Here is a 19,562-nt window from a genome sequence, read left to right as displayed (position 1 = left end):
TAACACAGGCAACCAAGAATTCTTGGATAATTATTAGCCAGTTAATGTTAATTATTCTTATGTGTACGGACGTTGGGTGCAACGTCCCTTCCCACCACCTGCCACACTCCCATACGGAGGTTGTATGCAAAATCCCTACCCCACCTAATTAAACATAGCAACATTTTTAAGAAATGGTATTAAACCCTAAGCAATTTTAGAAACCAGGAGTGATCATCGGGTATTCAACCCATAAAATCAAAGATAATTTCAATCACATATTTTGAGGATTTTCAGGATTATTATTACTCAATTTCATCAACTCATTTTTCATACATAAGGAAGAAGGAAAAAGTCGATGGAGATTTAAACTCCAAGCAATTTTAGACACCAGGAGTGATAATGGGGTATTCAACCTATAAAATCAAAGATAATTTCAATCACATATTTTGAGAATTTTCAGGATTATTATTACTCAATTTCATCAATTCATTTTTCATACATAAGGAAGAAGGAAAAAGTCGATGGAGATTTAAACTCCAAGCAATTTTAGACACCAGGAGTGATAATGGGGTATTCAACCTATAAAATCAAAGATAATTTCAATCACATATTTTGAGAATTTTCAGGATTATTATTACTCAATTTCATCAATTCATTTTTAATACATGATGTTGGTAATAGTGCTATACGTTTACTGGTTAATACAGTACAAATTTCCATAGTAGTTGATAAAGCAGGGATAAGATTTTGCTCTAGTTGATAAACAATTGAATCTGTTAATTTATACTGACGAATTAATTCTTTATCGGCTACATATCTAGAATCATAAGCGGTTAGATCGAGCAACCAAAAATTAATCCCATAATTCTGAATAAAATTATTAACTTCTTCTGGGTTAGGAGTATATTGAGCCTGAATTAAATCAATGGCTCTTTGACTAAATTGACTATAGTATCCTGTATGATAAGGTAAGCTGTATTCTTGTGCTACTAATGTCGAACGTTGAGCAAAACTAGGAATATTATTTGATTCTTTGGATATGGAGGCAATTAATGTATCTTTAGGTTGTGCTAATAAATATTCATATAATTCTGTTTCTTTGCCTTTAATATAGGATTGATTATCTATGGTTAGGTCTGGAGAAAAAGGAACAATACTGAATAATACTAATAATAGAGTTGTACATCCGATAGATATTTTATGTGGGAAAGTTAAACCATCTTCTAGCTGAGAAATAATTTGCTTCAAATAACTATCCAACCATATTATCAAAGCAATACCTGCAGCTATTGGCATTATTACTCGCATACTATGGTAAATATATCTGTTGGGGAAATGAAGCTGAAATAAAAGGATATGAGCTAGGAAAAATAATCCCACCGATGCTATGAAAATTTGAATTAATATTCCTATTTTGTCAGAAACTTGTTTTGCTAGAGGAAACTTTTCTTTTTTGAGTAGAAAAGGTAATAGTAATGAAGCTATAGCTATTGGTGAAAATAATCCTAAAAATAAGATACCACTCCTCGGTCCTGTCAGCCAAAAAACTAAAGGATTATTATGAAAAAAGAATGCTCTGCCATATTTACCATCAGCATAATTGAAAATAGGTTGTATTTTGGCTGCCGTAGTAGTAATAATTGGTCCGAATTCAGTCGCAGTTAATTTGTATGGTAAAAGTATTATTGCAGCAGTTATAATTCCTCCTAACCAAAGCCAATAATTTAATTTAATTGAAGTAAATTTTAACCGCTTTTGATGGTAGTCGAAGAGTCTAATAGTTAGGATAGTTAGTGATAGTAAAACAGTGTGGGGATAAAAAACTGCTTGGAGAGCGATCGCTACTAAAACAGGAAATAAGGAACCTCGGAGTAAGTAATATAAGAAGGCTAAAAAAAGTGGATATAAAAATGCTCTGGGAGTAGCAGAAACTAAGTCATCTTCCATCCATAAAGTTTGATTTAAAATCAATGAACTAAAAAATCCAACAGCGGGAATTGGCAAAATTTGTAAACTTACTCCAAAGCAGTAAATTGTAGAAATTAATCCCAGAAATATTGGTAATAATTTACCTAAAAAAATTGGGTCGATACCTAGAGATGTTATTAACCAATAAAAAGTTTTATAACCCCAAGGTGCTACTGACTGAAAATAGTCAGCAATTAAGTCTTCAGGAAATAATTCCGAATCTAAAAAACGACGCATCCAAAATATATGTTGGCGTGCGTCATCTTGGATTATATAGTTAGTTTCAAAGGCTGCTTTTAGATATTCAATACCATAAATTAATACAACTGCTATACTTAAACCCAACCAAAATATCCAGCTTCGATTGATTAAATTTTGATGTAATATCAATAAAAATCTAGTGAGTTTTGATTTGGATATTAAAGGATTTGACATATTTTATTATAAACTAGGGATGTTATCAAATATTATATGATTGCTGATTATTGTTTGGCGTTAATCGTTTCTTTGAAAAATTATAATAATTATAAATTTTGAATAAAAAGTATTAGTATAACTAGGCTTTGGCTTTATTTCTTTTAAATAATACTCTTCAGAGATACTCATCCTAAATGGTTTCTGAAAAAAAACTGTAGGGATTTGGAGACCAAACCTCTCTTTAGCTTGGGTTGGGAAATCAAACCCCTACGATAAAATATTACAACATAAGTGCAGATTGCTATAAGAGTCTTTAAGTGCTATTTCTATCAACAAAATGACATGAACAAAATTACTTCTCAACAATAAAAACGTCGGCAAATTTTACTTGAATTACCCTGAATTTTGAAATTACTCAATATTTGCAAACTCTACTTTTGAATTATCAAAATAATTGAGTCTAAAAACCAGTCTGATTAATCAGTTATCAGTTAAGTCTTTTTTCTGGTTTTATCAAAATAATCAAGTAAGAATTTAACTTCTAATATCAAACCCGGTATATCAGTGTAAAAAAGATAGAAACCGGGTTTGTATTAAATGCCTCACCATACTAAAATTTACCTCCAACAAACCCGGTTTATGATAACACTTTCATTGCTAATGGATTTGATATAAATGATAACTTTTGACTTCTAACTTCAGAAATCCCCGTTAAAAAAAATTCTAACTTTTGACTTTTGACTTTTGAATTTTGAATTCATTATCTTGAGGCTCTTACTAACAATAATGCTGCTACTCCAAGACCTATAAAATTTGGTAACCATCCCGCCAAAAAAGGAGTCAAAATTTCTTTTTGCCCCATTGCTCCTGTAATAAATGAAAGTAAATAATAACCGAAAATAATTATCACACTAATACCAAAGCTAGTACCTCTATTAGCCCTTCTTTGCGGTCTAATTCCTAAAGTTGCTCCTACTAAACCCATTACTAAACACACAAATGGTAAAGCAAATTTTTGTTGAATTCTGACTTGAGTTTTAACAACTTTTCGATAATTTCCACTTAGTCGCATTAAGTCTAAATATTCATAAGATTGAGCAATATTCATTTGTTTGTAAGTACGTCTTTTTCCTGCTAAATCTAAAGGGGCACTAGAAAGCTTTAATTTTTGATGGTCAAACTTGACAATATTACGATATGAACCATCTGGAGATACCAGATAAATTGTCCCATTAAATAAGTCCCAAATATTTTCCGCTGAGTTCCAAGTTGCTGATTCGGAGGACACAATTTGGTCAACTCCATATTGGGAACGGTCCAAAATAGTGACCCCTTTCATATATTTACCATCAAACCTTTCGGCGTAGAATAAACGGGTAAGTGCATCGTCTAGACTGCCGTCTGGTTGCTTGACTTTGCCAAATTCTGGATAGAAAATATTTTTTTCTTTGAAAGGAGGATTTTCTTGGTCTAGAGTTTTTTCTAGAATGAGAGAGCCTTGATAGTTAGCACTAGGTACAATTACTTCATTCAGGGCAAAGCTGAAAGCAGTTACAGTCAAACTTAATATGACCGCAGGTATAACCATTCGATAGACACTAATGCCACAGCTACGCAGAGCAACTATCTCACTATTACCAGACATCTGACTGTAAACCATTAGGGTAGCAAGTACCATTGCCATCGGGAATGCCAGACCAATAAATTCTGGCATTTTGAGTAGAAATACTTGAATGGCAATAGAAACAGGTAGTCCAGATTCTGTTACTTTTCGGACTAACTCAAACATTGCCCCCACTGTTATGCCAATAGATGAAAATAATCCTACACCAAAGAGGAATGGCCCAATTAATTCTGTGATGATGTAGCGGTCCATGACTGAAATTTTTGGTTCCAATCTGTGGAGGAAAAATAAAGACTTTGAGATACTACGCTCCATATACTTCAGATTTAAGGTCAAGTTCTACAATTCAGAATTGAAAGCTAGGTTGGCTGTTAATTATGCCCTGATAAAATAGATGTTTTAGGATATTATCTAAGGTTAGCTTAATCTCAATCATAAAGTTCCGAAACTGAAAAGTGGGCCAGAGGAAATTGATTTTAGTTAATTGTGGAGATGAAGAAAGTCGATCGCTGGAGCAAGATGTTGCGACTGCTTCTAAGTATTCTTCAGGGGTAATTTTTTGATAATCTTGGGTTAAGCGATCTTCAATAATGGATAATTGATAATTGATAATTGATAATTGATAATTACCTCTCCCTAAAACGGATTGGATTGAATAAAAGGAAAATTTTTTTTGTTTCTCCTTGAAAGGAGAGGCTTGATACCTTTATTTTTCGGTAATTTTTTTCTTATTCAATATAGTTATTTGAAACTTTGTAGGTTGGTTTTGAATTTGCTCTAATTAAATAGGATATTTTAGAAGACTATCTAATAATTAACTTAATCTGAGTCCAATTTTAGGAGGCTGAAAATTATGGACCCTATTACTATTGCAATGGCGCTAGCTGCTGTATTGGGGACAAAAGCTTTGGAAAAAACTGGAGAAAATATTGGGCAGGTGGTCTGGGATAAAAGTTCTAAGTTGATGAAATGTCTGAAACAAGAATCTCCCGATACTGTGACAGCTATTGAAAAAGCTCCAGACCAACCTTTAGATTATGGTCAGGCGTTTCTGGAAATGCAGGAGGCAGCAGCTAATGCTGATGTGGCGCAAACAATACAGGAGTTAGCAGCGGCAGTAGAGGAAAATCCTCATCCAAAGTTGACTGAGGTTGTGGAAGAAATTACAGAAGCGTTAAAGTCTCTACAGTCGGAAGATGAAAAGAATGCCGACATAGTAGTAAAAGAAATTAAGGCGGAAAAAGGTGGGATAGCGATTGGAAAAAATGAGATGGGAAAAGATGGGATAGTTGGTGGCACAGTCAAAATTAACAAAATTGACAAACGAACTACCATTTGACTGACTTCGCCCGAACAGGGAAAAGAATTTACTCTCAAGGAATGGCAACATATTTGTCGGGAAATGCTGAATAATCAACTAACCAGTAATTCCCTATTTCACGATGATGAGGAGGCCAAAAAACGACGGGAACAAATTTATGTCCCATTGGCACTGGTGGAACGGAAAAAATCAGAGAAACGAGAACAAGATGGGTTATCTCCCGAACAGGGAACGAAACTTTATGAACCCGAATATGAGGAAAAGCAAAGATTTACCCACAATACTTTCTTAAAAGAGATTTTACAGCAAAAACAAGGTAAAAGTCAAGGTCAAAGAATTTCTTTAATTGGGGAACCGGGGGCGGGCAAAACTACTCTGTTGCAAACTATTGGGAATTGGATATTGCAGCAAGAGTTGGGTTTGCCTGTGTGGGTTTCTTTGGCAGATTTGACTGTAGACGGCAATTTGAGAAGTCTTGAGGATTATTTGCTCAATTCTTGGCTGCCTTTTTCTCCAGATCAGCGCCAGAAGGTGCAAGATAATTTTACCGAACAATTTAAAGCAGGGGGAGTCTGGTTATTGCTGGATGGGGTAGATGAAATTGCTACTTCTGGCAGTCAGACTTTACAAAGTATTTCTCGTCAACTTTTGGGGTGGGTGGGTAAGGCGCGGGTGGTGTTGACTTGTCGTCTGAATGTTTGGCAGGCGGATGTGAATGCTTTGTCTGATTTTGAGACTTTTCGGTTGTTGGATTTTGATTATCCTCAGCAGGTGCATCAGTTTATTGATAATTGGTTTGAGTCGCCCCAACCCTTTGATCCCCCCCAACCCCACTTGGGAAGGGGGGAGCAAGAGCAAGCTTTGCAGCCTTTTGAAAAGGCTGAGAATAGTAAGGGCGATCGCTTAAAGAAGGAGTTGGCAAAAGAGGAAAAAGGGCGGGTGCGAGATTTGGTGCAAAATCCTCTGCGGTTGGTACTGTTGTGTTGGCGTTGGCACTTCTATGAAGGAAGTTTGCCGGAGACGAAAGCTGAATTGTATCGTGAGTTTGTCGAGTATTTTTATCAGTGGAAGTCTAATCGTTTCCCGATTAAGGAAAGTAAGCGGCCGGAGCTAGATCGCGGGTTGGGCAGGTTGGCAAAGGATGATCTTGACTCTCGTGGGGGCCATTTCCGATTGCGGAAGGATTTTATTGTTGAGAGATTGGGATATGCTGATGATGAAAATTCTCTGTTTTACCTGGCGTTGCAAATTGGATGGCTGAATAATGTGGGGGTGGCAGCAGAGTCACCCACGAAAAAGGTATATGCTTTTTTTCATGCTACGTTTGAGGAATATTTTGCTGCTGTAGCTGTCGATCACTGGGATTTTTTCTTGCCTCGCGAACACAAGAATAAACCTGTGAAGGGGAGGCGTTATCGAATTTTTGAACCACAGTGGAAGCAGATAATTTTGTTGTGGTTGGGGCGAGAGGATGTGGAGGAGGAAGAGAAAGAAGGATTTATTCAAGTCTTAACTAATTTTCAGGATGGGTGTAGAAACTTTTTCATCAAAGGTTTTTATAAATATCGGGCTTATCTCATTGCTGCTGATGCAATTGGCGAACTTAGCGACTACAATAAAACTAATGAAATAGTCCCTAAAATGCTTGATATGGGTTATAATAACCATTCTGAAGAAATAAAGGCAGCATCCACAAATGTTTTACTAGAAACTCAAAATTTGAGGTCTACTTCTGATCACTATACTCGCAGGAAAGCAGCAGAAAGCTTAGGGAAAAGTAACCCCGGCAATGAGAAAGCCATTGATAGTTTGGTGCATTTGTTGGGGTCTACTTCTGATAACTATACTCGCAGGAAAGCACTAGAAAGCTTAGGAATAATTGGTATGGGCAATGAGAAAGCCATTGATAGTTTACTGGGATTGTTGGGATCTAATTTTGATCAGTATACTCCTAAGCAAGCGGCACAAATCTTAGGGAAAATTGGCACGGGCAATGAGAAAGCCATTGATGGTTTACTGGGATTGTTGGAGTCTACTTATCATTGTTGGACTCGCACGGAAGCAGCAGAAAGCTTAGAAAAAATTGGTATGGGCAATGAGAAAGCTATTGATGGTTTGGTGCATTTGTTGGGGCCTGCTGCTAATTATCCTGCTCGCATCCAAGCAGCAAAAAGCTTAGGGAAAATTGGTATGGGCAATGAGAAAGCCATTGATGGTTTGGTGCATTTGTTGGGGTCTACTTCTGATTACTATACTCGCATCCAAGCTGCAGAAAGCTTAGGGAAAATTGACCCCGGCAATGAGAAAGCGATTAATGCTTTACTGGGATTGTTGGAGTCTACTTCTGATGATCATATTTGCAAACAAGTAGCAGAAAGCTTAGGGAAAATTGACCCCGGAAATGAGAAAGAGATTAATGCTTTGCTGAGATTGTTGGAGTCTACTTCTGACGATCATATTTGCAGACAAGTAACAGAAAGATTAGGAAAAATTGGTACATACAATCACAAAGCTATTGATGGTTTGGTGCAGTTTTTGGGGTCTATTTCTGACGATCATATTTGCAGACAAATAGCAGAAATTATAGAGGAAATTTGCATGGGCAACCAGAAAGCCATTGATGGTTTGGTGCAATTTTTGGGTTCCACTTCTGATAATTATACTCGCAATATAGGAGCAGAAAACTTAGGAAAAATTAGCAAGGGCAGTCAGAAAACTATTGATGGTTTAGTGCGATTTTTGGGGTCTACTTCTGATGATCATACTCGCAATATGGCAGCATTAAGCTTAGGGAAAATTGGCAGGGGCAACCACAAAGCCATTGATAGTTTAGTGCAATTTTTGGGGTCTACTTCTGATAACTATACTCGCAATATGGCAGCATTAAGCTTAGGGGCAATTTTAGAAGAAGAGCAGATGGCAAAAATCGTCACATCCTGAAAAGACTACTTATCAGATATAGGCTACTTAATTAACAAAGATCGCTTCAACAAATGCTACGAAATAATCTGGAATTGCGCCCAAACTCTTCCTTACCCAGAATTTTATCAAGCTTGGCATTCTCCATTTCAAGAAAAACAACCTCGTTGGTTGTTTTTCTTGTTATGCTTTCTATTAGGATTAGTCGTAGTATTTATACTCGCCTAATATAACAGCAGTGTTTCGATAAACTTTAGAGCAGTTTCCTATGATTTCCACCTTAATTAACCGTCTAATATTTGCTTCTCGCCCCATGAATAGTCAAGATTGGTTAGTCGTAGGGGTTACATTGTTAGTTTATGGAGCGATCGCCTTACCATTAGGCTTTAATTCCAGATTTTTGCGAGTAAGTCGAGGTTTTCGGAATCTCAAAGAATTATTTCAGGGCTTGGTAGTGATATTTTTTATGCCATCTTTAATAGAAGAGCTGATATTTCGAGTTTTATTATTGCCTCATCCCACCGAGAGAGTTTCAATTATTGTGTGGTGTTTGTGGGCAGGGTTAAGTTTATTTTTATTCATTATTTATCATCCAATAAATGCTCTAACTTTCCATCCCCAGGGAAACCCAACTTTTATGACACCAATTTTTTTGACATTGGCAGGAATTTTAGGTTTAGGATGTACAGTAGGTTATCAATTAACTGGTTGTTTGTGGGTTCCAGTAATTATTCATTGGGCAGTAGTTGTGATTTGGCAATATTGGTTAGGTGGTAAAGAAAAATTGTATGGGAATAACTAATATCATATCAGATGTAATTGCGTAGGTTGGGTTGAAGAATGAAACCCAACATTCTGTACTTTAATCCATGAGATTGTTTCTTTCCACTCCATTCCAGTCGCAATGACTTTACAGTTTTAGTCATAAAAAATGGAATTGCGTAGTGGACTGACACATCTAAAATGGTGCGTTACGACGGATTGCTAAATCCCTTTCATAGTCTTAATTTAAGCTGTCTAACACACCCTACAATTTTGCTTGTGAAATTTCCTGTCTCACTTCTCGTACTAAATTCACTATATCCTCTCTTGATTGATATCCTGCCTCTGCTAAATCTTTAGCAAATTCTGACTGTAACTTTTCTATAGGCATTAAAGAATATTGAGCAGATTTATTTTTCCTAAGTTCAACTATCATTTTTTCAATTAAACTAATTTGTTCAGAAACAGGAAGTTGTGTAGCTAAATTAAACACTTGTTCTAACATAATAATATTACCTCAGTAAAAAATAATAACCCTCTAGGGATCTTCTATGGAATGTCCCTACTTTGTTTTTAACTAACAATCGGGTTTGTATGGACATAATATAAGTATTATAATATCTAATATCAAATCCGCTTAATTCGGTATAAAAAAATTTTCATCTCCAGCTAATGTGCAAATCTTTCTAAATGCTCTTTTCTCCTGACTCCGTACGGACGTTGCATGCAACGTCCCTACCTCCTGACTCCTAGATTCACTATCTAATTACACCGATGCCACCGGATTTGATATAAAAGACAAACCCGCCTTCTTATTTAAGAATTTATTATGAGGAATTGAAATATGGCTTTTAGTGATTTTAAAACAATCTCCGATGTACAAAAAAAGTATAGAATTAAATACTCTGAAGAGAACTTCATAGTTAACCAAGAATTATTACCATCAGACATTTTTATCAAAGATTTTGAATTTAACAAAGAAAACATAGATTTGTTTGCCTCAGAAGCATCTCGCAGCGAAATTATAATCTCCCCACTATTGCGGGAAGTATATAAAAAACATTATCAGAAATATTCATTTTGGATTCGCAAAAGTATCTCCTACGATGAAACTCTATCAGGAACACCAGACTATCTTTTTTCACAACGTTCTGAACTTGGTAAAACAGTATTAGAAAAACCCATTGTTATCGTTGTAGAAGCAAAGAAAAATGATTTTGAACAAGGTTGGGGGCAATGTCTAGCCGAGTTGTTGGCGTCACAAAAAATAAATGATAACTTCCCAAGGGCAGTCTATGGAATAGTTACAGATGGTAACTTATGGCAATTTGGCAAACTGGTAGCAGATACATTTATCAAAGATTCTGGTAATTTTACTATAGATAATCTTCCCAGGGTTTACGGTGCTTTAGAAAACCTGGTTCAATTAGTTGAAGAGGAAGACTAGACACAGATTTGGGCACGGATAAACGGATTAATTATTTGTCATCATCCGTGTATCTGTGGCAAAATCCACGTTTAGCCACTATCTAGCTTGATCGTTGTTGAGTCATAGCGATTACTTCTTCCACTGTCAAATCTGAGATATTGTCAAGAGTCGGCAGTATATCAGTTCCAGAAAACACCAGTGGTAGTTCTTGGTTCTCCCAAACCCAGATTTGCTGTCGCTGAATATCAATTAACCAAGCAAGTTGAGTCCCGTTACCCAAACAGTGCAGAATTTTGTTCTGTAGGTCTAATGTGCGTCGATCCGGGGAATGAATTTCAATTATCCAGTCGGGTGAACCTTGCGGTGGACCATCTTCATCACTAAGGCGATCGCTTTTGACAACCACAATATCTGGTACGGGAGATAAGGGAGGAATGATGCACCGGAGTTCTTGAATAGCTTCATAAGCTTGGGTTTTATTGTTAATGGTATTTACGAGGTTGCGCTGGAGGCGGGAATGAAACAGGCTTGGCATCGGTTTTTGTTGTGGTTGTCCATGGATAAATTCCCAAGCAGGAGAAGTTTCGATGTTGGGTTGTTGGAGAAAAGCGTCTAAGGAATTAGTAGTAGTTGGTAATTGCATAAATTTATTTTTTCATACTTTTTTTTAGGGAACAGGGAACAGGGAACAGGAAGAAAGAATTGATTTGATTTTTTATCTTTAGAGATATCTATTAGTCAAAAATGATAACCCTTTAGGGATGTTGCATAACAAAAATGCGAACGTCCCTACTTTGGTGTCTACTGAAATGAAAAACGCTGTAGATGTGAAATAATTTCCTGACATCACTATATTGTCAAAGTTTTAAGCCTATAAAATCTTACTTTTGACTTTTGACTTTTGAATTTTGACTTCACTTCGCTTTCACCAAATCTACACCCAACCGCTTCAACGAAAGTCGCTCATTTTCCACATCCACAAAAATAGTGTCACCATCATTAAATTCACTCCGCAAAATACTTTTAGCAATTTGCGTTTCCAACTCCCGTTGAATTGCCCGCTTTAACGGTCTTGCGCCATACACCGGGTCATACCCAACATCTGCCAAAAAGTTAACAGCAGCATCAGCAAGCTTCAATGACATCTTACGTTCAGCTAACCGCTTCTCTAAACGCACAACTTGCAACTGCACAATTTCTCGTAATTGTTCTTTCTGCAACCCATGGAAAATAATGGTTTCATCAATACGGTTGAGAAATTCTGGGCGGAAAGCACCACGCAAAGCTTCCATTACCCGATGCTGCATTTGCTCATAGTCATCAGTGACATCCAAAATATACTGGGAACCAATATTACTTGTCATAATAATCACGCTATTCTTAAAATCAACCTTGTGTCCTTGAGCATCAGTAACGCGCCCATCATCCAATATTTGCAGCATAATATTAAACACATCGGGGTGCGCTTTTTCAATTTCATCAAATAAAATTACCGTATATGGGCGACGGCGAATAGCTTCAGTTAACTGACCGCCTTCATCATAACCAACATATCCAGGAGGCGCTCCAATTAAACGAGACACAGCGTGTTTTTCCATATACTCAGACATATCAATACGCACCATCGCATCTTCGGTGTCAAATAAATATGCTGCCAATGCTTTTCCTAACTCTGTTTTCCCCACACCAGTTGGACCTAAGAAAATGAAACTAGCAACTGGACGGTTGGGGTCTGCTAAACCAGCACGCGATCGCTGAATTGCATCAGAAACAGCAGTCACTGCTTCATTCTGTCCAATAACTCGCTGATGCAACTCTTCTTCGAGATGCAGTAGTTTTTCTTTTTCTGACTCTACTAATTTGCTGATGGGAATACCAGTCCACTTAGAAATAATTTCAGCAATATCAGCTTCTGTGACTTCTTCCCGCAACAAAGTTTGACCGCTGGTTTGAGTTGCTTCTAGTTTTGCCTCTGCTTCTTCTACTTGTTTTTGCAAGTTAATCAGTTTACCAAATTTCAACTCAGCAGCACGGTTGAGGTCATAATTTCGTTCTGCTTGTTGAATCTCAATATTGACTTTATCAATTTCTTCTTTGAAAGTCTGAATTTTGCCAATGATACCTTTTTCTGATTCCCACTGAGCATTAAGAGAACGTTGCCCTTCTTTCAAGTTGGCTAAATCTTTTTCTAGTCTCTCTAACCTTTCTTTGGAAGCAGCATCACTTTCTTTTTGCAGTGATAATTTCTCCATTTCTAGTTGGAGAATTTTGCGGTCTATTTCATCAAGTTCTTCTGGTTTGGAGGTAATTTCCATTTTCAGTTTAGCAGCAGCTTCATCTACTAAGTCGATCGCCTTATCTGGGAGGAAGCGATCGCTAATATATCGAGTAGATAAAGTAGCAGCAGCAACTAAAGAACTATCGGAAATTTTCACACCGTGATGTACTTCATAGCGTTCTTTAAGACCCCGTAAAATTGAGATGGTATCTGGTACACTAGGTTGATCGACATAAACTTGTTGGAAACGACGTTCTAAAGCAGCGTCTTTTTCGATGTATTTACGGTACTCGTCCAGAGTTGTCGCACCGATACATCTAAGTTCTCCTCTAGCTAACATTGGTTTGAGTAAGTTACCTGCATCCATTGCACCTTGGGTTGCACCTGCTCCGACAACGGTATGAATTTCATCTATAAATAAAATGATTTTACCGTCTGAGTCGGTAACTTCTTTGAGAACAGCTTTCAGACGTTCTTCAAATTCGCCTCTAAATTTAGCACCAGCAATTAATGCACCCATATCTAGGGCGATGAGTTGGCGTTCTTTCAGAGACTGGGGAACATCACCAGCGATGATGCGTTGAGCTAGACCTTCGGCGATCGCTGTTTTACCGACTCCAGGTTCGCCTATTAATACTGGATTATTTTTTGTACGACGACTGAGTATTTGAATAGTGCGTCGAATTTCGTCATCGCGTCCAATAACAGGGTCAAGTTTACCTTCACGAGCAAATTCTGTCAAGTCGCGACCGTATTTTTCCAGCGCTTCATATTTGCCTTCAGGATTTTTATCTGTTACTTTGTGATTACCTCTAACTTGAGAAATGGTTTCTTTGAGCTTTACTTCATCTAGTTTAAATTCTTTATAGAGATTTTTACCAAAGCGATCGTCTTTTAGGTAAGCTAGTATTAAATGTTCGATAGAGATGTATTCGTCTTTATATTCTTGGCGATATTTTTCGGCATTATCTAATAAGGTATCCAGACTGCGACCTAAGTAAATATTATTGGGTGTATTTTTGACTTTTGGTTGACGGTTGATAAAGGTGTCTGTTTGTTCTTGTACTTTAGAATTTGAAACTCCTGCTTTATTAAATAGACTGGTTGCCAGTCCATTTTGTTCTAACAAAGCTTTCATTAGATGTTCAGTTTCAATTTGTTGATTTTGGGCAGTTTTAGCAATGTCTGGGGTACGGGATATAGCTTCCCAAGCTTTTTCTGTAAATTGGTTAGGATTATTTGGCTGCATAATTTTTTGGTTTTCTATATGTTTTTCTTTAATTTTAACTTGAAGATATAAATAAATTTTAGTAGAAAAAACCGTTTTTTTTATTGGGTATTCACCCTTGGATATATTTCAAATTTCACTAATTTTCTTTTCTTCTAGTATCTTTCCCAAATCAAATAATGGTCATTTCAGTTAGCCTCCTAGGGTCGGAACTGCCTTTTTTCCTGACGGAATGCTCCGTCCGCATTCATGTCGGCGACAGCCGAAAACAGTTAACAGTACCTTCTAGAATAGAGAGGTTTGAAATACTGCTTTTTGTTTTTTTATCCCCTTTATATCATGTCGGTTGGTATAGGAATGTGTAAAAGCTGGATAAATATTTACCATATTTAAAGTTTTTCCTTTTCTTAAACCTTGTTTCCTAGATAACTCAAACCTTCATTTTTAACTCTCAATTCTCAATTATCAATTATTAATTATTAATTATTAATTATTAATTCTATATAATTACCCTTTCAGGAAACCAAACAGTGAATGTCGAACCTTTTCCAGACTTACTTTTTACAGAAATTTCTGCCCCCATTCTCTCACATAAACGTTGACATATTGCTAATCCTAAACCAGTACCACCATATCTACGAGTAGTAGAAGCATCTGCTTGAGTAAAAGGTTTAAATATATGTTTTAACTGTTCTTCTGTCATTCCAATACCAGTATCAATTACCTGAAAAACTATGTAATTTTGTTCTTTATTTAATAACCCTGAATTTTGATTTTGATTATTTTTTAGTTTCTTATTTTTGACTTTTTCGACACGGAGTGTAATTAAACCATTCTCTGTAAATTTAGCTGCATTACCCAGTAAATTTATCAGTACCTGTCTTACTTTTGGCATATCTGCATACATATTACCCAGATTTTTTCCTAAAACTAATTTGAATTTATTACCTTTTTTTTCAGTAAGATTTTTGGCTGTACCAACCACATCTTGAACTAGCTTATTAACCTCAATACTTTCTAAATAAAGTGTAACTTGACCTGCTTCTATTTTAGAAATATCTAATATATCACTAATCATTTCTAGGAGGTGTGTACCTGCTAGCTTAATTCTTTCTAGATCGGACATAAAATCTTCATATCCTTCTTCCATAGCATCCTCATAAAGAAGATCGCTATACCCAATAATTGCATTGAGGGGTGTACGCAGTTCGTGACTCATGGTAGCTAGAAAAGCACTTTTAGAACGGTTTGCTGCTTCTGCTTTAAGTTTTGCTTCCTGGAGTTGCTCTGTGTATTCTGCTACCTTACCAATTAGTTCATTCAGGGATACTGTTAATTCTCCTATTTCATCATCTGTGGTTACAGGAAGTTGTAGTTCAAAGTTAGCTTCTTCTGTAACTTGTTCAGCTACTTTGGTTATTACTTTTAAAGGAGTTGTGATCGACTTGCTAGTATAGATAGCCATCATTACTGCAGTTATTACCGACAGTAATAGGCTAGCTATTAATATTTTTATTCCTAAGTTTTCTACTTTTTGATAATCTTTAAATCCTTTTTCTACTCTCTGATGAGCTAATATAGCTAATTGTTCTGAATCTTGTGATAATTTTTCTAGTTTTATGGCAACTTCACTATTAGTAATTTTACTCAGTGATGGAAGTGATGAAGTTTCTACTTTTGTTTGAGGTGGTATCTGTTTAATTTCTTGAATTAAACTTTCTAATTGCTGAACATGAACTTCTAGAGGATTAACATAGATTTGGATAAATTCTTGAAGCTGAACATAATCTGTGTTTTGATTGAGATTTTTATCTTCAGTTTCTAGGATCGATTCTAGTTGTTTAATAATTGTATTAACCTCATAAAAACTTGATAATTCTAGAGATATTTTTTTTTCTAAAATTGTTCGGTTATTGATTAAGCTAGGCAACTCTTTTTGCAGGATACTAACTTTTAATACTTTTTTTGTGAGATTTGTAAGTAAGTCTACTTGTTCTTGAGCTTGTTCTATTTGTGTTCTAATTTGATGTTTATAATTTAACTCAAATATTCGCCCTGTCAAAACTCCTACAGTAGCAATACTGATTGCCAGAGCATAGCCAAAACCTATTTTTTTTCTGATTCCTATGCTACCAAGCAAATGTTTTGATCCGGTTTTTTGCTGGAGCATAGACTGTTTTCTTGATATGGAAGTTAATGACATCTGCTCTGGTATTCCTTTGCCCTAATCATATAGGTATATTTTATTCTAATCTAATATTCACACGCGGCCTGATTAGTAGAAATTATTTGATTACTTCTAGGGGTTAATACTGATATAATTTTCCCCTTTACCATGAGATGCACTTTTTTGCAAGACATTTACTACTCTAGTTTCCAAGAGTAACTCTCAATCCCTCAACCCTGGATAATTGTAGAAAAAAAATTACTTCCTAATTAAATTTTTTTGTTGTCATACCACCAAGAGGTATTTTAACAAAGTAGAATCTATACTGAGAAGTTGTTAACTTCATTTAACTATGAAGCTAATGGCTAAGGGCTAAGGGCTGAATTCTGAATGTGATGGATGATTCATTTATGGTAACTGATTATCACATTTTTGAGAGTTAGATATTCGGTATAATAATTTGAGTTTGAGTTCGATTAAAATTAATTTAGCATTTTTACAGAAATAATTCTTTTTCCTGAACTAATTTGTTGTTTATTTTTGGCAAAACTTAAATAGATATAATTCTTCTGGTAGCTCGGATGCTACATCTAACTCGGCACTTTTAGGTACAAATAAAACCATGCCAAATTCACATTTTTCAGTTGTACATTTATCTGGTCGTGCGGTAATCCTATAATCACTATTTTCCGTGGGAGTAAAAGAAATTACTGGAATATCATTTTCTTTTTCATCATTGGCTATTTTTTCACCTTGTTCATTTTTAAGAGTTAAATTTAAGTCACTACAATTATCATCACATACTCCTAGGATTGTATAAGATGTATTAGAAGATAATTTTGCTGTAAATGGTACTTCTACTCTCTCTTTAATTTTTCCAATTAGTGGCCAAAATACCAATTTTTTACCAGCTTTTTCTTGTGCTTCTACTGTCTCTTTCAATTTACAGATTACTTGTTCTTGTTCGAGACTAAGTTCTATACTGGCAGCAGTTGCCACAATTGCACTGGCTAATACAAAACCAACTCCACCTAAAACTAATTTTTTGGTATCCATTGATTTACCCAAGGAAAAATTTTTGCTCAACTACAGTCAGGAGTCTAACATAACAATAGGGAATAGGGAAGATCGCGAGATGGGAAGTGTGGGTAGCATGGGGAGAGGAGGAGATGAAGAACAATTCATTAATTGATAATAAATAATGAACAATCAATAATAGAGAATGAATTATGAAAACTTTCTTGTTATATCAATTATCAATTATTAATTATCTATTATACCAAGCGTGATAAATGTTTATTACAAATGGCAGAAGCAAGGAAGAGAGAAGAAGGAAGAAGGAAGAAGTAATAAATATTGAATAAAAGAGGGAAAATACTCTATTATACCAAGCGATTATACCAAGGGTGATAAATATTTATTACAAATGGTAAAAGCAAGGAAGAGAGAAGAAGGAAGAAGGAAGAAGGAAGAAGTAATAAATATTGAATAAAAGAGGGAAAATAATAGATATAGCTGTCTATAATGAATTTTTAGCAGCTATTTTTAACTATCTCTGATAGAGATGCACTTTTTGTAGCATTCTTTTTTCATGCATGGTATTATCAATTGAAAAGGAGAGGGTTTAAACTTTTGGGGATTAATTATCAGTTATCAATTATCCATTATTCATTGGTAAATAATATTTATTTCATCAACTGAAGTAGGAGCTACTAATAACTGATAACTAAACAGACTCTATTTAGTCTCCATCCAATTTTTACCTCCATGAATATCTACTATTAAGGGTACTTTTAAATTTACTGCATTTTCCATTGTAGATTTAATTACTTGTTGCAATTCTTCCGACTCTAATGGTGGTACTTCAAATACTAATTCATCATGTACTTGTAATAATAATTTTGTCTGATAATTTTGCAATATTTCATTTAGTCTAATCATGGCTATTTTAATAATATCTGCACTTGAACCTTGAATTGGCGAATTAGCTGCTGCTCTTAAAATTTGAGCATCATTTTGACTTAGTTTTAATTGCTGTAAATTAATCTCTTCTATTTGTTTACCTTTTAGCTCACGGAGAGTTTTAGATTCAAATTCAAAATAACGCCGACGACCTAATATTGTTTCTACATAACCTTGAGCGATCGCTTGTTTTTTCAAGTTATCTAAATAGGCAAATACTTGGGAATATTGTTGTTTATATCTTTCTAAAAATAGTTTACTTTCTTTGACTGTTATTTTGACAGACCTTGCTAATTTTTGCGCTCCCATTCCATAGATTACGCCAAAGTTTATTGTTTTACCAACTCGTCTTTCTTCTGGTGAAATTTCCTCTTTTTCAAATAATAGTTTTGCTGTGACGGTATGTACATCTTGATTATTTTGATAAGATTCTATTAATACTGGTTCTTGACTCAAATGTGCTAAAATTCTTAATTCTATTTGGGAATAATCTGCTGATACTAATAACCAATCTTTTTTTGGCAGAAATGCTTGACGAATTTGCCTAGAAAATTCTGTACCGATGGGAATATTTTGTAAGTTTGGTTCGGAAGAGGATAAACGCCCTGTATCTGTTTGAGTTTGATTAAAGTTTGTATGTACTCTTTGAGTGTCTGAACGAACTAATTTTGGTATGGCTTCGACATAAGTGGAAAAGAGTTTATATAAGGTTCGATGATTTAATATTTCATCAATAATGGGGTGATGTTCTGGTTCTGTTTGTAATTTTTCTAGGACTACTACATCTGTGGAGTAACCAGTCTTAATTTTTCGAGATTTTTTCTGATTTTGATGGAGTATTTCAAACAGAAGTTCGCTTAATTGAGATGGTGAGTTTAGGTTTAATAAGTCGTTGGTTTCTGCTTGATTGATTTGTTTTTTAAGAGTTGCTAAATTTTCTCTTTGCTCTTTTGATAATTTGCTGATGTATGCTTTTAGTATAGGGCTGGATATTGCTTTTTTTAATTCTTGTTGATTGGTAAATGAATTGGGGTCTATATTCTGAATTTCTGTTTTGAGATGTTCTTGTAAAGTTAGACTATCGACAGTTTGACAAGCTCTTTTTTCAATTTCTTCTAAATCTTTTTGCAGTTGGATTGAGAATTTTTTGAGATATTCAATATCAATTCTAATTCCCTGAAGTTCCATTTCGGCTAAAACCGATTCTAATGGTTGTTCTACATCTACTAATAATTTGTACAAAGATTTTTCTGGAGGTTGATTTTTCTGTGCATCTTTTTGTAGTTGACTTGATAATTTTTGCACAGATGCAATATCAATCTTAATTCCTTGAAGTTCCATTTCGGCTAAAACAGATTCTACAGGTTTTTCTACATTTACTAATAATTTGTACAAAGATTTCTCAGTCACTTGATTTTTCTGAGCATCTTTTTGCAGTTGAGATGATAATTTTTTCAGAGACTCAATATCAATGTTAATTCCCTGAAATTCCATTTCGGCTAAAA

General features: G+C 35.3%; 13 protein-coding genes. 5 read left to right on the top strand and 8 right to left on the bottom strand.

Annotated features, from left to right (window positions below):
- Positions 1–585: 585 nt before the first annotated feature.
- Both ACP6PK_RS17770 and ACP6PK_RS17765 read right to left on the bottom strand, forming a co-directional pair.
- A complete protein-coding gene (locus ACP6PK_RS17770) occupies positions 586–2,385 on the bottom strand; it encodes a hypothetical protein (protein ID WP_426561310.1) in 1,800 nt (599 codons plus the stop codon).
- Positions 2,386–3,127: 742 nt separating this feature from the next.
- Positions 3,128–4,306: an LptF/LptG family permease gene (locus ACP6PK_RS17765; RefSeq protein ID WP_426561308.1), complete on the bottom strand. Its 1,179-nt coding sequence runs from the start codon at positions 4,304–4,306 to the stop codon at positions 3,128–3,130.
- Between the two features lie 538 nt (positions 4,307–4,844).
- Here ACP6PK_RS17765 and ACP6PK_RS17760 point away from each other — a divergent pair.
- The 4 genes from ACP6PK_RS17760 to ACP6PK_RS17745 all read left to right on the top strand — a co-directional run bounded on the left by ACP6PK_RS17760 (position 4,845) and on the right by ACP6PK_RS17745 (position 9,033).
- Complete coding sequence (locus ACP6PK_RS17760) at positions 4,845–5,330, top strand: hypothetical protein (protein ID WP_426561306.1); 486 nt, start codon at positions 4,845–4,847, stop codon at positions 5,328–5,330.
- A 63-nt stretch (positions 5,331–5,393) separates the two neighbouring features.
- Positions 5,394–8,252 carry a HEAT repeat domain-containing protein gene (locus ACP6PK_RS17755; RefSeq protein WP_426561304.1) on the top strand — a complete coding sequence of 953 codons (2,859 nt, stop codon included), beginning with the start codon at positions 5,394–5,396 and terminating at the stop codon, positions 8,250–8,252.
- An 18-nt stretch (positions 8,253–8,270) separates the two neighbouring features.
- Positions 8,271–8,459, top strand: a complete 189-nt coding sequence (locus tag ACP6PK_RS17750) for a hypothetical protein (protein ID WP_426561398.1) — start codon at positions 8,271–8,273, stop codon at positions 8,457–8,459.
- A gap of 40 nt (positions 8,460–8,499) precedes the next feature.
- Positions 8,500–9,033: a CPBP family glutamic-type intramembrane protease gene (locus tag ACP6PK_RS17745; RefSeq protein ID WP_426561302.1), complete on the top strand. Its 534-nt coding sequence runs from the start codon at positions 8,500–8,502 to the stop codon at positions 9,031–9,033.
- Between the two features lie 225 nt (positions 9,034–9,258).
- On the opposite strand, the gene ACP6PK_RS17740 is transcribed toward ACP6PK_RS17745, so the two are convergent.
- Positions 9,259–9,498, bottom strand: a complete 240-nt coding sequence (locus ACP6PK_RS17740) for a hypothetical protein (RefSeq protein WP_426561300.1) — start codon at positions 9,496–9,498, stop codon at positions 9,259–9,261.
- Between the two features lie 339 nt (positions 9,499–9,837).
- On the opposite strand from ACP6PK_RS17740, the gene ACP6PK_RS17735 reads away from it, so the two are divergent.
- On the top strand, positions 9,838–10,440 hold the full coding sequence (locus ACP6PK_RS17735) for a hypothetical protein (protein ID WP_094676085.1): 603 nt from the start codon (positions 9,838–9,840) through the stop codon (positions 10,438–10,440).
- Positions 10,441–10,522: 82 nt separating this feature from the next.
- Here ACP6PK_RS17735 and ACP6PK_RS17730 read toward each other — a convergent pair whose 3' ends face one another.
- From ACP6PK_RS17730 to ACP6PK_RS17710, 5 genes are all read right to left on the bottom strand, one after another.
- Positions 10,523–11,065: a Uma2 family endonuclease gene (locus ACP6PK_RS17730; protein WP_426561298.1), complete on the bottom strand. Its 543-nt coding sequence runs from the start codon at positions 11,063–11,065 to the stop codon at positions 10,523–10,525.
- 271 nt (positions 11,066–11,336) lie between these two features.
- Complete coding sequence (gene clpB / locus ACP6PK_RS17725; RefSeq protein WP_426561296.1) at positions 11,337–13,949, bottom strand: ATP-dependent chaperone ClpB; 2,613 nt, start codon at positions 13,947–13,949, stop codon at positions 11,337–11,339.
- A 478-nt stretch (positions 13,950–14,427) separates the two neighbouring features.
- On the bottom strand, positions 14,428–16,098 hold the full coding sequence (locus ACP6PK_RS17720) for a sensor histidine kinase (protein WP_426561294.1): 1,671 nt from the start codon (positions 16,096–16,098) through the stop codon (positions 14,428–14,430).
- 531 nt (positions 16,099–16,629) lie between these two features.
- Positions 16,630–17,151: a hypothetical protein gene (locus ACP6PK_RS17715; RefSeq protein ID WP_426561292.1), complete on the bottom strand. Its 522-nt coding sequence runs from the start codon at positions 17,149–17,151 to the stop codon at positions 16,630–16,632.
- 681 nt (positions 17,152–17,832) lie between these two features.
- On the bottom strand, positions 17,833–19,562 hold a 1,730-nt coding region (locus ACP6PK_RS17710), incomplete at its 5' end, for a DNA polymerase (RefSeq protein WP_426561290.1).

Origin of the sequence: Dapis hubbardiae BLCC-M172 (genome assembly GCF_050016015.1) — a bacterium.
GTDB lineage: Bacteria > Cyanobacteriota > Cyanobacteriia > Cyanobacteriales > Microcoleaceae > Trichodesmium.
Note: the sequence above shows the minus strand (reverse complement) of the source record. Positions and strands in the feature narration are given on the sequence as shown.